Below are 14686 nucleotides of genomic sequence, written 5' to 3'. Positions count from 1 at the left end.
CATATCGCCTGAGATGCGCCTAGCCTCTCGGGCATCGCCGCGTAGCCGCCGCGCCGCGCGGCCGCGGGCAGGGCGAGCACTGGAGGTGGCGCGTGCAGGCGATCAGCGTTCAGCAGCCCTGGGCATTCGCGATCGCGCGTGGCGGCAAGACCGTCTCCAACCAGAGCCTCCCGACGGGGTACCGCGGCCCGCTGCTCGTCCACGCGTCCATGCGGGTGGACCTGAAGGCGTGCGACTCCCCGCTGATCCAGGCCGCCGGCTGGGATCCCCGCGACCCGCTCGCCACCATCGGCGCGGTCATCGCGACGGCCGAGCTCGCGCACGTCTGCTCCGCCGCCGCCGCGGGCGGCCCCTGCGACTGCGGCCCCTGGGCGGACCCCGCGTCCCACCACTGGCACCTGGGCTCGGTCCGCGCCCTCCCCCGCCCGATCGTGGCGCTCGGCCGCCCCGGCCTCTGGGAACCGAAGCCGACCCTGGTCGCCGAGGTGACCACGATGTTCGCCAACTTCGCCGCCCTGAACCACACGCCCTGAACGTCACACTCCGGGTACGCTTCGTCGCACAACGTCGGGCCGGTGGGTCGCCCCCGCATTGACCTGCCGCACCACGGACGGGAGCCGGCCGTGAGCTTCGCACACGACCTCGGGGGTCTCGGCCCGTACGAGGCCAAAGATCTGCACGCCCGGGAAGACGAAGGCCGCGGCCTGGAACTCGAGGATGGGTGGCTGACCGAGTTGTCCCCCAGCACGGCTCACAATTTCGCCTACAGAAGGATCCACGAGTTCCTAGAGGCCGCCATTGAGAATGCGGGCGCGTCCGTCTACACGGACAGAGGCGGGGACTGGGAGATCAGCACCCCCGCAGGCATTCGGAAGCCAGATGTCTTCGCGGTGCCCACCAAAGTCATGCGGACAGCGCTCGAAGCGCGCGATGCGGCCCCCATCCCCGGCCATGAGCTGCTTCTCGTCGTGGAGGTGGTCACCCCCGGCAGACGCAGCGAGCGCACGGATCGGGTTCGGAAGCCTAAGGAGTACGCGGCGCTCGGCATCCCCCAGTTCTGGATCGTCGAGATCGTTCCCGTGCCTCGGGTTCAGGTTCTCGTCATCAACGACGAGACCGGTGCGTACCGGCTCGGTCGCCGAGCGATGGCGGGAGAGATGCTCGAGGTGGACGTGCAGGCCGACAGGCCCTTCAGGGTGCGGTTCGATCCCGGGGTGCTGACGGAGTTCTGAGGGCGTCGGCGGCCTCGCGGAGGCGGGCGAACTCGGCGGCGATCCGCTCCAGGCTCCAGCTCGCGTTCAGGCCGCTGGGGTTCGGCAGCACCCACAGCCTCGCGGGACCGAACGCCTCGTCCTGCGGGCCGATCGCGGTGCGGGGGCGGGCGAACGCCGTCCGGTAGGCGGTGACCCCGGCGACCGCGAGGTAGGCGGGACGGTGCGTCTCGACGAGCGCGGTGAGGCGCCGGCCGCCCTCGCGGAGCTCCCCGGCGGTCAGCTCGTCCGCGCGGGCGGTGGCGCGCGGGGCCAGGTTGGTGATGCCGAGGCCGAGGGCGGGGAGCAGGTGCTGCTCGGCGGGGGCGAGGAGGCGGCCGGTGAACCCGGAGCGGTGCAGCGCGGGCCAGAAGCGGTTGCCCGGACGGGCGAAGTGGTGCCCGGTGGCGCCGGAGTACAGGCCGGGGTTGATGCCGCAGAACAGGACGCGGAGCGTCCCCCCGTCCGGCGGCAGGATGTCGGGGATCACGCGGTCGCGGGCGGCCTCGAGGTCGGCCTTGGTGGGGCGCATCAGATCAGGTTACGGACGATCAGCGCCGCCGCGGACACGGCGATGACGGCCAGCAGCGCCGCGCGCGTCCGGCCGCCGTCCAGGTGGCGGCGCAGCGGTCCCGCCGCGACGAACCCGGCGAGGACGAACGGGGTGAGGGCGAGACCCGCGGTGACCTGCCCGGCGGGCAGCCGGCCGGCGGCGGCGAGCGTCGCCAGCGACAGCACCGCGCCGAGCGTGAAGAACACCGCGAGCGTCGCGCGGACGCGGGGACCGGTCTCGTGCTGGTAGAGCAGCGCGATCGGCGGGCCCCCGATCGCCGTGGCGGTGCCGGTGGCGCCGGCGACCAGCCCGGCGGCGGTGAGCGTCGCCGGGGTGCGGGGCACCTCGCGGGACACCGCCGTCACGCCGAGCGCGGCGAGCACCAGGCCGCCGATCGCGACGCCGAGGACCCGGGCCGGGACGGCCGCCACCACCCAGACGCCGAGCGGTGTGCCGGCGACCCGGCCGCCGAACGCCCAGCCGAGCCCGCGCAGGTCGGCGTGCCGCAGCTCGCGGGCCAGGGTGGCGAGCGGCATGACGGCCGCCACGACGAGGATCGAACCGGGCATCTGCGACGGGAACAGCAGCGTCACGACGGGGGTGGCGACCAGGCCGACGCCGAGGCCGACGCTGCCCTGCACGATCGCGCCGAGCAGCGCGGCCAGCCCGCCCAGCAGGAGGAAGTCGAGGTGCGGCACGGTCGGGAACGCTACAACCGTGCTCCTTCCGCCGACCAGCGGATTTTCAGGCGGACGCCTCGGTGAGCACCCGCAGCTGGTCCGCGGTCAGCTCGGTGCGCGGGGCCTCCAGCAGCGGCGCGACCTGCTCCGGGGTGCGGGCGCTGGCGATCGGCGCGACGACGGTCGGCCGGGCGGCCAGCCACGCCAGCGCGACGGTCGCGACGGCGGTGCCCCGCTCGGCGGCGACGGCGTCCAGCGCGTCCAGCACCCGGCGGCCCTTCTCGGTCGCCAGGTACTCGCCCGCCCTCCCGGCGCGGGCGCTGTCCACCGCGGAGCCCGGACGGTACTTGCCCGTCAGGAACCCCGAGGCGAGCCCGTAGTACGGGACGGCGACGAGCCCGTACCGTTGGGCGATGTCGCGCCGCGGCCCCTCGTACACGTCGCGGCTGACGAGGTTGTACTCGGGCTGGATGGCGACGTAGCGGGCCTTGCCCTCGCGCTCGCTGAAGGCCAGGGACGCCTCCAGCCGGTCCGGTTCGATGTTGGAGACGGCGATCTCACGGATCTTGCCGGCCGCGACCAGCTCGTCCAGCGCCGTGATGATCTCCTCGACGGACACCGACGTGTCGTCGAAGTGCGTGTAGTACAGGTCGATGTAGTCGGTGCGGAGGCGGCGCAGCGAGTCGTCCACGGCCGCCTTGAGGTTCGGTCCGGCGAGACCGAGCCGGTCGGGGTGCCGGCCGCCCTTGGTGGCGATGACGACGTCGCCGCGGTTGCGCCGGGACGCCGTCCACTCGCCGATGATCGTCTCGGACTCGCCCCCGGCGTTGCCGGCCACCCACGCGGAGTAGGAGTCCGCGGTGTCGACGAAATCGCCGCCACCTGCGACGTAGGCGTCGAGGACGGCGAAGGACGCGTCCCTGTCCGCCGTCCACCCGAACACGTTCCCGCCCAGCGCGAGCGGGAAGACGTCCAGAGCGCCGATCTTCTTGGTGATGTCAGCCATGTCCTGGTCCAATCCCCGGAAGACTCCCGGCATTCCCGGATTCGGGGCCGTGGACCGTTCCTGGCAGAATGTCCGGATGCTGACCGCATGCCTCGCCTTCGCCGCCGTCGCCGCGCTCGTGACGGTCACCCCCGGTCTCGACACGATGCTCGTCCTGCGCACGACCGTGACGAGCGGGCGCCGCACCGGATTCCTCGCGGCGTCCGGCGTGACGGCCGGGTGCCTCGCCTGGGCGGTGGCGAGCGCGGCGGGCCTCACCGCGCTGCTGGCCGCGTCCCGGCTCGCGTTCGACGTCCTGCGCGTCGCCGGCGCCTGCTACCTGCTGTGGCTGGGCGGCCGGGCGCTGTGGACGGCGCGGCGCCGCCCGGCGGGCGCGGACGAGGCCGCCGACGGCGCCGTCGCCGGTCTCGCCGCGCTGCGCACCGGCTTCGTCACGAACGTGCTCAACCCGAAGATCGGCGTCCTGTACATGAGCCTGCTGCCGCAGTTCGTCCCGGACGGCGCGCCGATGTTCGCGACGAGCCTGCTGTTCGCGGCCATCCACTGCGCCGAGGGCCTGCTGTGGCTGGGCGTGGTGGTCGGCGTCGCGGGGGCCGCGCGGCGCGTGCTGACCCGCCCGGCCGTCCGCCGCCGGCTCCAGCAGGCGACCGGGGTGGCCTTCATAGGCTTCGCGGTCCGCCTGGCCACCGACCACTGACCCTCGCCCACCGATCCGGTCGGCCTCCTGTGGCGTTTCCGGCCACCGCTCTCCCCGTGGGACGAATCCGGCGCGCGCGCCCGCGCGTTTCATCATGGAGCGGCGGCTTCCGGGGGGACATGTGGCAGCGCGATGGACGCGGCCGTGGCGCATCCTGGCCACGGCCACGGCGACGGGCACGCTCGGGGCGGCGGGCCTGTGGTTCCTCGTCGTGGCCGCCAAGAGTCTCGCCAAGGGCCACACCCTCGACGCGGCACAGCTCGTCGCGGTGCCGGTCGCCGTGGTCCCGCTGATCGCGGCGGTCCTCACCTGGAACCGCCGGGCGGCCCGCGCGCCCACCCGGTCCACCCCCCGCCAGGTCGAACGGGCCCGGTGGGAGCTCGCGCGACTCGTCCGGCGGCAGTGGGACGACGAAGCCGCGATGCGACGGCTGGACGACCCGGAGCCGCTGGTCGTGCGCTGGCGGCCCGCCGACCCCGACCTCATGGACCACCCCCGCTACATCACCGGCGGCGGGCCGCTCCGGTTCACCGGCCGCACCGACCGCATGGCGCCGCTCGCCCGCGCGTTCCGGTCCCTCGACCGGCGCCGGCTGGTGATCGTCGGCGGGCCGGGGGCGGGCAAGACCACGCTCGCCGTCCTGCTCGTCCGCGAGCTGCTGCGCGAGCCGCCGCCGGGCGAGCCCGTGCCGGTGCTGCTGTCGCTGTCGAGCTGGCGGCCGGGCGCGCCGCCGCTGGACCGCTGGCTCGCGCGCAAGATCACCGAGACCTATCCCGGTCTGCGGGCGGCCGACTTCGGGCCCACCGCCGCGGCGTCGCTGGTCGAGGACGGCCATGTCCTGCCCGTCCTGGACGGCCTGGACGAGCTTCCGCCGGACGTGCGTCCGCACGTCCTCGACGCGCTCAACTCCACCGGCTGGCCGCCGACCCGGCCGCTGGTGCTCACCTGCCGCGAGGACGAGTACGAGCAGGCCGTCCGCGCGCCCGGCGGAGACGTCGTCACCGGTGCCGCCGTCATCGAGCCCGCCCCGGTCGGCCCGTCGGACGCCGCCGCCCATCTGGCCGGCTGCCTGCCGCCCAGCCCCGGCGGCGCCTGGCCGCGGGTGCTCGCCGACCTGCGCGACGACCCCGGCGGTCCGCTCGCGAAGGCGCTCACCACACCGCTGGCCCTGTGGCTGCTCCGCACGGTCTACGTCGACACCGGGACGGATCCGGGCGTGCTGCGCGACCTCGCCGCCTTCCCCACGGCGGAGTCCATCACCGACCACCTCCTGGACGAGCTGGTGGGCGCGGCGATCAGCCTTCCGGCCTCGCGGGACGCCGCGTTCCGGCCACGGCGCTCCTGGAACCCCGGGAGCGCCCGCCGCTGGCTCACCTTCCTCGCCGCCGGCCTCGACCGGAGCACCACCACCGACCTCGCCTGGTGGCGCGTGCCGGCCCTGCTCCCCCGGGCCGGGGCGAACGTCCTCGCCGGCGCGGCCACGTTCATCTTGATCATGGGGCTGGTCGCCGTCGCCGTGCCGACCGGTCTCACGCCCGAGGACGGGCTCACCGGCGCGCTGGTCTTCGCCCTCGCCGTCGGGGCCGCCTACGGCCGCCCGACCCGGGCCGGCGCGGGGCTCGTGGCCGGACTCGTGGCCGGACTGGCCACGGCCGTCGCTTTCCCGGTCGCGGCGGCCGTGCTCCCCCGGCTGGACGGCCGGTCGCTCGGGCCCGACGGCACGCTGTTCATCGCGGTGATCGCCGCGACGTCGATCGGGGTCGGCCACGGCCTGGGCGCCTCGACCCGGGAGGGGCCCGTCTGGGTCGACCTGCGCCTGCGTGGACGCCGTCGGCACCTCGCCCGCGCGCTGTTCCACAGCGCCGCCGCGATGCTCATCCTGTTCAGCCTGCTCACCATCGGCAAGGCCGCCGGCTCGTCTTCGGGCACCTCCAGCGACTTCAGCAGCGCGCTCCTCGACCCCCGTGCCCTGCTGCACGCCAGCCTAAAGGCGGCATGGAGCCCCTTCCTGCCCGTCTTCGCCGTGCTCTCGGGTCTGTGGGGCTGGGCGACGACGCCCGGTCCCACCGGGACTCTGCGTTCTCCCCGCTCCACCTTGCGCGGCGACCTGAACATGACCCTGCTGCTGATGGGCGCGAGCGCCGCGGTCGTCGTCCTGAGCCTGTGGCTGGGCGCGCACGGCGGCAACGACTCGGCGGCCTACCTCGAGCTCGCTCTCGGTGCGTTCGTGATCGCCTCCCTGCTCACAGGCACGGGCGTCCGGTACCTGTTCGCGGTCCTCTACCTCGGCGGGCGTCGCCGCGTGCCGTTCCGGCTGATGCGGTTCCTGGAGGACGCCCACCGCGTGGGTCTGCTGCGACAGGTGGGGCCCGTCTACCAGTTCCGGCACGCGGCCCTGCAGCACCGTCTGGCCGAACATGCGGAACGGGCCGCCCCCCGGTAGGGAGGCGGCCCGTCTCGGCGTGCGGGTTACTTGCGCAGGAGGTTGCGCAGGACGTACTGCATGATGCCGCCGTTGCGGTAGTAGTCCGCCTCACCCGGGGTGTCGATGCGGACGACGGCGGTGAACTCCCTGCCGTCGGCCTTCACCGTGACCTCGCTGGGCGTGCCGCCCTCGTTGAGGGCCTCGACACCGGTGATGTCGAAGGTCTCGGTGCCGGTGAGGCCGAGGGACGCGGCGGACTCTCCGTCCTTGAACTGCAGCGGGAGCACGCCCATGCCGATGAGGTTCGAGCGGTGGATCCGCTCGTACGACTCGGCGATGACGGCGCGGACCCCGAGCAGCGCGGTGCCCTTGGCCGCCCAGTCGCGGGACGAGCCGGAGCCGTACTCCTTGCCCGCGATGACCACCAGCGGCGTGCCCTGCGCCGCGTAGTTCTGCGCGGCGTCGTAGATGTAGGACTGCGGCGCGCCGTCCTGGGTGAAGTCGCGGGTGAAGCCGCCCTCCACGTCGTCCAGGAGCTGGTTGCGCAGCCGGATGTTGGCGAACGTGCCGCGGATCATCACCTCGTGGTTGCCGCGGCGCGAGCCGTAGGAGTTGAAGTCCCGGACGGCGACGCCGTTGTCCTGGAGGTACTGCGCGGCGGGCGTGCCGACCTTGATGGACCCGGCCGGGGAGATGTGGTCGGTGGTGACCGAGTCGCCCAGCTTCGCCAGAACGCGGGCGCCGTGGATGTCGGTGACCGGCGCCGGCTCGGTCTCCATGCCGTCGAAGTACGGGGCCTTGCGCACGTACGTCGAGGTCGGGTCCCACTCGAAGGTGTCGCCGGTCGGGATGTCCAGCCCGCGCCACCGCTCGTCGCCCTTGAAGACGTCGGCGTAGTCCTTGACGAACATCTCCTGGCCGATGGACGACTCGACGATCGAGGCGACCTCCTCCGGCTCGGGCCAGATGTCGCGCAGGTAGACCGGCCCGTCGGTGCCGTCGGCGATCGGGTCGTTGAGGATGTCGATGTCCATCGTCCCGGCCAGGGCGTAGGCGATGACCAGCGGCGGCGACGCCAGGTAGTTCATCTTCACGTCCGGGCTGATGCGGCCCTCGAAGTTGCGGTTGCCCGACAGCACCGCGGTGACCGCGAGGTCGTTGTCGTTGACCGCCTTGGAGATCTCCGGCTGGAGCGGCCCGGTGTTGCCGATGCAGGTGGTGCAGCCGTACCCGACCAGGTGGAAACCGATCTTGTCGAGGTACGGGGTGAGGCCCGCGCGCTCGTAGTAGTCGGTGACGACCTGCGACCCCGGCGCCAGCGACGTCTTCACCCACGGCTTGCGGGTCAGGCCCTTCTCCACCGCGTTCTTCGCCAGCAGCGCCGCCCCGATCATCACGTACGGGTTGGAGGTGTTGGTGCAGGAGGTGATGGCCGCGACGGCGACGTGCCCGTGGTCGAGCTCGAAGCTCGTCCCGTCCTCCAGCGTGACCGGGACGACGTTGTGCGGGCGGACCGACCCGTTCGTCCCCTGCTCGCGCGGCCGGTCGCCGTCGCCGCCGCGGCTGATCGCCGGGGAGTCGGACGCGGGGAACGACTCGTCCGACGCCTCGTCGGCCGGGCCCTGGACGCTGGAGGCGTAGTTCTGCACGTCCCGGCGCCAGGTCTGCTTGGCGTCGGCGAGGGAGATGCGGTCCTGCGGGCGCTTCGGGCCGGCCAGCGACGGGACGACCGTCGCGAGGTCCAGCTCCAGATACTCGGAGAACTCCGGCTCGACCGACGGGTCGAGCCACATGCCCTGCTCCTTGGCGTACGCCTCGACCAGCGCGATCTGCTCGTCGCTCCGCCCGGTCAGCCGCAGGTACTTCAGCGTCTCGTCGTCGATCGGGAAGATCGCGCAGGTGGAGCCGAACTCGGGGCTCATGTTGCCGATCGTCGCCCGGTTCGCCAGCGGCAGCGCGTGCACGCCCTCGCCGTAGAACTCGACGAACTTGCCCACCACGCCGTGCTTGCGCAGCATCTCGGTGATGGTCAGCACCAGGTCGGTCGCCGTCGTCCCGGCGGGCAGCTCACCGGTCAGCTTGAAGCCCACGACACGCGGGATGAGCATCGAGATCGGCTGTCCCAGCATCGCGGCCTCCGCCTCGATGCCGCCGACGCCCCAGCCGAGCACGCCGATGCCGTTCTCCATCGTCGTGTGCGAGTCGGTGCCCACGCACGTGTCGGGGTAGGCGACGCCGTCCCGGTCGAACACCACGCGGGCCAGGTGCTCGATGTTCACCTGGTGCACGATCCCGGTCCCCGGCGGGACGACCTTGAACTCGTCGAACGCCGTCTGCCCCCACCGCAGGAACTGGTAGCGCTCCTTGTTGCGCTCGTACTCCACCTGGACGTTGCGCTCGAACGCGTCCGGCGAGCCGAAGTAGTCCACGATGACGGAGTGGTCGATGACCATCTCGGCGGGCGCCAGCGGGTTGATCCGCGTCGCGTCCCCGCCCAGCTCGCGCACGGCCTCGCGCATCGTCGCCAGGTCCACCACGCACGGCACGCCGGTGAAGTCCTGCATGATCACGCGCGCCGGCGTGAACTGGATCTCCTTGCTCGGCTGCGCCTGCGAGTCCCACCCGGCGAGCGCGCGGATGTGGTCGCCGGTGACGTTCGCGCCGTCCTCGGTGCGCAGCAGGTTCTCCAGCAGCACCTTGAGGCTGTACGGGAGACGGGCCGAGCCCTCGACGGCGTCCAGCCGGTAGATGTCGTACGACTTGCCGCCCACCTGAAGCTTGCTCAGGCTGCCGAAGCTGTTCGCGGACACGGACTCCTCCTCGGTCGCCACCGCACGTCCGGTCCGGGACATGACCGCGCGGCGCTCTGCGTCTCGATCTTCAACACGGCCGCCCGCGAACCGGCGCGGCGCGCACGGCGGGACGGATGCTCATCTGCCTCGATCCTGCCCTAGTCACCGTCCTGACCGGGAATCAGGGCCGCCTAACTTCCGCAGGTCTTCTCTCGACGTCAAGCTATCCCCAATTTATCTCGACATCAAGCTACCTGCACCCCCACACGCTCCCCGCCGCGCCCACCAGCACGGCCGCACAGCCGGGCCCGACAACATCAGCCCGCACCGCGGCGGTCGCGACCACCCGTCAAGACCCCGGACGCCCCTCCTCCCCCGCTCGCGGGATCCCCGGACCGGCCAACACGAGATTTCAAGTGTTTTCCTACGCGACTCCGAGAAACATGACGACCATGCACGAAACGAGGCCCGGCTCATCGACCATGATTCGAATCAAGTTTTCTCCAGGCCCACAACGAACCGAGAACCTCACCACATCATCCGCATCACGAATGACCAGATAGAGCCCTTTGGCGTGAATTGCGCCCTCAAAATATCGACTGGAGGCCCTATCGTGGCCACCTTCCCCTTTAACAATGATCACTTCCACAGGGCCGTCCACGGACGGCCGAACGGAAAGATAGACAGAATCCGGTTTAGCACTCACGAACTCACAGAACGGATCCCAATCATCATGATCGGCCTGACTCGCAGGATCCTCCACGATGATCAGCCCGTGATCGACAGGGATCGAAAAAGTCCCGGCAACCAGCGCTTCACTCACAGTGCGACATTTCCGAGCATCGGATGACCGCCTAGATCATTCTCGTCGAGCTCATAGAGCACAAGCGAATCATCCTTCAACTCAGGCGGGCGACAGAAAAGGGAGTCCGGCTCATAAGATGCATGCTCACCTAGGTCATCCCCAACCAGGACCAAGCGTCTTGAGCTGGCAATCACCAAGAGGGAGTCACTGCGGACGGCAAAGATTCGCAAATAGTCAATAGACGTTCTTCCGGTCGACGCAAGCCGCACAGACAACTCAATATTTCCATCACCTTCCCGGAGTACCTTCACCGCGCGCCAATCATAGGCCACAAAATCAGCCGCAGCGGGGCCTGGCCACTCATAGCTCGGCTCAGGTGACATCGCCAGAGGGCCGCACGTCCACTCCCGAACGTCGGCGCATGACGCACCGACCGTAAGCCCCCATGCGGATTGATACGTCCCGGCGAGAGACACACCAGCCCCAAACAGAAACTCCCTCCTTCCATTGAAAGTAGCCAAACTGCCCATTCTCCCACCGCTCAGGTTTGAGTTCCTATTCTCCTCTGACAGAGGAGACCGGCAACCCCACGATAACCGGTATGCAGTTCGTGGATGACGTTCGGTGTAGCGATCAGCCGGTCGTCTGGAGGTAGCGCACTTCGATGCCGCCGGCCGCTATGGCGACGGAGCGACCGACGCGGGGCGGATGACCGGTCGGCGACACCTTGGTGTACCCCTCGAAACCCCAGGTGGGAATGTCCCACCGGCGAACGCGCCGGTGGGGGTGCGCCGACGACTTCCTTGGCCCCGGTCTGGCCGGTCTTGGGTCGGTGGAGGTCACCTGGGGGGCCGAGTGTTCCTCAACGGTGCCGCCTACCTTGGTGCGGCCCTTGCTGTCACGGGCGAATGCGGGCACGCCGTCCGGCATTGCCGCCGCCTGAACGGCGGGCTGTGGATGCTGGGCTGAGCCGACCGGAGGGGGCAGCGGGCGGAGGGGTTCCGCCGTCCGCCGGTCCGATCACGATGATCTGGTGGACCCCGGGGACGGAGGCGGTCAGCGGGGTTTGCGTTTGCGGGGTGGAGTGAGAGGCATCATGGCCCGCAGGTGGATCCTGGTGGTGTCCATGGTGTCGGCGATCTGGTGATCGTCGAGGACGTCGATCAGCCCGGCGCGGACGGTGGCGACGTGTCCCGGCGCGGACGGTGGCGACGTGTCCCGGTGCGGCCTTGTGCAGCAGGTTCCGGCCCCGGCCGGTGATGGCGATCTCGGTTCTGCGTTCGTCGTCGGGGTCGGGTTCGCGGCGCAGCAGGCCGGCCTTCTCCAGCTGGGCGACCTGGTAGGACAGGCCGCTGCGAGAGCCGATCATGAGTTCGGCCAGGTCGGTCACGCACAGCCGGGACCCGGTGCGTTCGTTGGCCCAGTGCAGGATCTCGTACTGGACCATGGTCAGCTCGCCCGCCTCGCGCAACTGCAGCTCGACCAGGCGCTGGACGCGGTCAGCGGTCTCCAGTGAACCCGTCCAGGCGCACCGCAGCGCACAGGTCCTTGCCGAGGCCGTGGACCTGATCCATCTGGAAGGCCGTTAAATGACCGACCTCGACCTGTCCGGCAAGGTGGCCCTGCTCACCGGGGCGTCGGGCGGCATCGGCCGCGCGCTGGGCGGCCGCCTCATCGCCGCCGGCGTCAAGACCGCCTTCGCCTACAGCGCACACCCCGACGCGGCCGAACAGTTGGCGGCCGAGGCCCAGGACGCGGGAGTCGCCGCGGTCGCACTCGCGGGGGACCTGGCCGATCCGGCCGTCCCGGAACGCTTGCTGCGCGAGGCCGCGGACGCGCTCGGCGGTCCGGTCGACATCCTCATCGCCAACGCCGGCCACGCGCTCCAGCAGGACTACACCGACCTCGACCTGGAGGCATGGGACCGCACGCTCGCGATCAACCTGCGCGCCCCCTTCCTGCTGGCCCAGCAGGCGCTCCCCGGCATGGCCGAGCGCGGGTTCGGCCGCGTGCTGTTCATGTCCTCGGCCGCCGCCTTCACCGGCGGCATCGTCGGGGCGGACTACGCCGCGTCCAAGGCGGGCCTGCACGGACTGACCCACTTCCTGGCCCCCCGGGTCGCCTCCCGCGGGGTGACGGTCAACGCCCTGGCGCCCACGCTGATCGCCGACACCGCCATGCTGCCCCGCAACGCCGACCCACGCGCGCTGCCGGTCGGCCGGTTCGGTCGTCCCGAGGAGGTCGCCGACATGGCACTGGCCGTCCTGCGCAACGGCTACCTCACCAACCAGGTGCTGAGCCTGGACGGCGGCGCCCACCCGCGCTGACCTCTTCTTCCGCTGACAGAAGCCCCTTCAGACTCGTGGCCCCGCTCACCATGGCGGGCGCACGCCTGCCCGCACGGCCACGGCGCCCGCCCTGATGCTCCTCGTCCTCGCGGGGAGTCGTCGGCACCGGCCCCCACCTACCTGGATCGTAGGGAGTTGCCCCATGCAGTTCGGCATCTACAGCGTCGGAGACCGCACCGCGGACCCGGCCACCGGCCGGATCCCGTCGGAGGCCGAGCGGATCAAGGCGATGGTCACCGTCGCGCTCAAGGCCGAAGAGGTCGGTCTCGACGTCTTCGCCAGCGGCGAGCACCACAACCCGCCGCACGTCCCGTCCTCACCGACGACCATGCTCGGCTACATCGCCGCCCGCACCCATCGCCTCATCCTGTCCACCGCCACCACGCTCATCACCACCAACGACCCCGTCAAGATCGCCGAAGACTACGCCATGCTCCAGCACCTCTCCGACGGCCGCGTCGACCTGGTGCTGGGACGCGGCAACACCGGACCCGTCTACCCCTGGTTCGGCAAGGACATCCGCCAGGGCATCCCACTCGCCATCGAGAACTACGCCCTCCTGCACCGGCTGTGGCGCGAAGAGTCGGTGGACTGGACCAGCCACTTCCGCACGCCGCTGACCGCATTCACCTCCACCCCCCGGCCACTGAACGGCGTGCCACCGTTCGTGTGGCACGGCTCCATCCGCTCACCGGAGATCGCCGAACAGGCCGCGTTCTACGGCGACGGCTTCTTCGCAAGCAACATCCTGTGGCCGAAAGAACACTTCCAGCGCCTCATCGGCCTCTACCGGCACCGATACGCCCACTACGGCCACGGCGCACCCGAGCAGGCCATCGTCGGTCTCGGCGGCCAGGTGTTCATGCGCGAGAACTCCCAGGACGCCGTCCGCGAGTTCCGCCCCTACTTCGACAACGCACCCGTCTACGGGCACGGCCCGTCCTTGGAAGAGTTCATGGCCGAAACGCCGCTCACGGTCGGCAGCCCCCAGCAGGTCATCGACCGTACCCTCGCCTCCAGGGACTACTTCGGCGACTACCAGCGGCAAATGTTCGTCATGGACCACGCCGGCCTGTCACTCAAAACCGTACTGGAACAACTAGACATCCTCGGCGAACAGGTAGTCCCAGTACTCCGCAAGGAATTCGCCTCCCTACGCCCCACAGAAGTCCCCTCCGATCCACCGCATCCCGCATCCCCAGCTGGACGTGACCGAGTCCAATAGGGGATCCCCTTTGAATATGCGATAGATGCTCGACCATTTCGCAATTAAGGACCCCTACTACTTTATGTCTGCACGGCAAACCATTCCCAATAGTTGATGTCCTTCGATTCCATCTATGAGCAAATCGACACCATCAAGTAGTCGATTTATTTCACTCGCAATCTGCGAAGCATAGACCAGGGCTGGCACAGTAATCATTTCGACCTCACCAAAGACAGACAAAATCACTCGCTCGTCGCTGAACCAGGTCGAGACAAACGCCCCTTCCAGGGGAAGCAAGGGCGCCGGCGAGACGAAGCCTAGAAGGGACATGTCAGCCGGTGCGGTTAGAGTCCAGGAATGAACCCACCACTGCCCTCTCCTTACAGCTTCCGGCAAGCCGACCCCGCGGACACGTTCGGCAGAATACTCGCTCACATCAGCCATGATAGCGAGATCAACCCAAGTCTGTCAGAAGAGGAATCGACAGGAACCTCCCGGCACCGCAACGATGTTCTCTGCCGAAGCACACTTAGTGCCGTGTGCAAAATCCACGTACCGGCCACAATTGCGGACGAGGAAAGGCATAGCACCAGCCAACACATAGTGTGGTGGTGACGATGGTCAGGTTGTGGACGGGCGGGTGTGCGGAGGTCCTTTAAGCAGTGAAGACCTTGGCTGTAGTTGCTACCGCCGTAGGCGCCGACGACGTCTTGGCCTCGGTCTTGCCGGTCTTGGGGTCAGTGAGCTCTTTCCAACCTCAGTTGGTGTGATGGTGCAGAGCGAGAATCGCCTGGACGATGGCGGTCAGCCGGGCGGGTGAGCAGCGCGCGTGGCGGAGGATGTGCCAGCGTTTGAGGGTGGCGGCGCCCTGTTCTCCGAGTGCGCGAACTTTGGCGTGGTGGCGGTTGAACAGCTTTTTGCGC

Annotated in this window: 14 protein-coding genes; 6 read left to right on the top strand and 8 right to left on the bottom strand. The window is 70.1% G+C overall.

Features of this window, described 5'->3' with window-relative positions:
* The first annotated feature begins 92 nt into the window (after nt 1-92).
* Both E1291_RS13835 and E1291_RS13830 read left to right on the top strand, forming a co-directional pair.
* Nucleotides 93-533: an ASCH domain-containing protein gene (locus E1291_RS13835; protein WP_131738190.1), complete on the top strand. Its 441-nt coding sequence runs from the start codon at nt 93-95 to the stop codon at nt 531-533.
* Between the two features lie 90 nt (nt 534-623).
* On the top strand, nt 624-1232 hold the full coding sequence (locus E1291_RS13830; protein ID WP_131738189.1) for a Uma2 family endonuclease: 609 nt from the start codon (nt 624-626) through the stop codon (nt 1230-1232).
* Here the strand turns inward: E1291_RS13830 and mug are convergent.
* Genes mug through E1291_RS13815 form a run of 3 tightly spaced genes read right to left on the bottom strand, consistent with a single transcriptional unit; the run spans nt 1192 to nt 3489 of the window.
* Nucleotides 1192-1782, bottom strand: a complete 591-nt coding sequence (gene mug, locus E1291_RS13825; RefSeq protein ID WP_131738188.1) for a G/U mismatch-specific DNA glycosylase — start codon at nt 1780-1782, stop codon at nt 1192-1194. The two genes, E1291_RS13830 and mug, sit on opposite strands and share 41 nt — an antisense overlap.
* Entirely contained in the window at nt 1782-2501 is a 720-nt protein-coding gene (locus E1291_RS13820) for a sulfite exporter TauE/SafE family protein (protein ID WP_131738187.1), read from the bottom strand. Before E1291_RS13820 ends, mug begins: the two co-directional genes overlap by 1 nt.
* A 46-nt stretch (nt 2502-2547) precedes the next feature.
* Entirely contained in the window at nt 2548-3489 is a 942-nt protein-coding gene (locus tag E1291_RS13815; RefSeq protein ID WP_131738186.1) for an aldo/keto reductase, read from the bottom strand.
* A gap of 76 nt (nt 3490-3565) precedes the next feature.
* Here E1291_RS13815 and E1291_RS13810 point away from each other — a divergent pair, with 76 nt between their 5' ends.
* Both E1291_RS13810 and E1291_RS13805 read left to right on the top strand, forming a co-directional pair.
* Nucleotides 3566-4186, top strand: coding sequence for a LysE family translocator (locus E1291_RS13810; protein WP_131738185.1), 621 nt, complete (start codon nt 3566-3568; stop codon nt 4184-4186).
* 121 nt (nt 4187-4307) lie between these two features.
* The gene (locus E1291_RS13805; protein ID WP_165495102.1) at nt 4308-6629 is read left to right on the top strand and encodes an NACHT domain-containing protein; all 2322 of its coding nucleotides are present in this window, start codon (nt 4308-4310) and stop codon (nt 6627-6629) included.
* 26 nt (nt 6630-6655) lie between these two features.
* Here E1291_RS13805 and E1291_RS13800 read toward each other — a convergent pair whose 3' ends face one another.
* The 3 genes from E1291_RS13800 to E1291_RS13790 form a co-directional block, all read right to left on the bottom strand.
* Entirely contained in the window at nt 6656-9463 is a 2808-nt protein-coding gene (locus E1291_RS13800; RefSeq protein WP_207400724.1) for an aconitate hydratase, read from the bottom strand.
* Nucleotides 9464-9827: 364 nt separating this feature from the next.
* Complete coding sequence (locus tag E1291_RS13795; RefSeq protein WP_131738182.1) at nt 9828-10226, bottom strand: hypothetical protein; 399 nt, start codon at nt 10224-10226, stop codon at nt 9828-9830.
* A gap of 880 nt (nt 10227-11106) precedes the next feature.
* Nucleotides 11107-11655, bottom strand: a complete 549-nt coding sequence (locus E1291_RS13790; RefSeq protein ID WP_242614131.1) for a MarR family winged helix-turn-helix transcriptional regulator — start codon at nt 11653-11655, stop codon at nt 11107-11109.
* A gap of 142 nt (nt 11656-11797) precedes the next feature.
* Here E1291_RS13790 and E1291_RS13785 point away from each other — a divergent pair, with 142 nt between their 5' ends.
* Together E1291_RS13785 and E1291_RS13780 are read left to right on the top strand one after the other, a co-directional pair.
* The gene (locus E1291_RS13785) at nt 11798-12535 is read left to right on the top strand and encodes an SDR family NAD(P)-dependent oxidoreductase (RefSeq protein WP_131738180.1); all 738 of its coding nucleotides are present in this window, start codon (nt 11798-11800) and stop codon (nt 12533-12535) included.
* 163 nt (nt 12536-12698) lie between these two features.
* A complete protein-coding gene (locus tag E1291_RS13780; protein WP_131738179.1) occupies nt 12699-13781 on the top strand; it encodes an LLM class flavin-dependent oxidoreductase in 1083 nt (360 codons plus the stop codon).
* Nucleotides 13782-13838: 57 nt separating this feature from the next.
* Here E1291_RS13780 and E1291_RS13775 read toward each other — a convergent pair whose 3' ends face one another.
* Both E1291_RS13775 and E1291_RS13770 read right to left on the bottom strand, forming a co-directional pair.
* Nucleotides 13839-14198 (bottom strand): hypothetical protein, encoded by a 360-nt coding sequence (locus E1291_RS13775; protein ID WP_131738178.1) that lies wholly within the window; start codon nt 14196-14198, stop codon nt 13839-13841.
* Nucleotides 14199-14520: 322 nt separating this feature from the next.
* The gene (locus tag E1291_RS13770) at nt 14521-14676 is read right to left on the bottom strand and encodes a transposase family protein (RefSeq protein ID WP_370770985.1); all 156 of its coding nucleotides are present in this window, start codon (nt 14674-14676) and stop codon (nt 14521-14523) included.
* Nucleotides 14677-14686: the final 10 nt, after the last annotated feature.

The sequence above is a fragment of the Actinomadura roseirufa genome, assembly GCF_900659635.1.
Classification (GTDB): Bacteria; Actinomycetota; Actinomycetes; order Streptosporangiales; family Streptosporangiaceae; genus Spirillospora; species Spirillospora roseirufa.
Note: the sequence above shows the minus strand (reverse complement) of the source record. Positions and strands in the feature narration are given on the sequence as shown.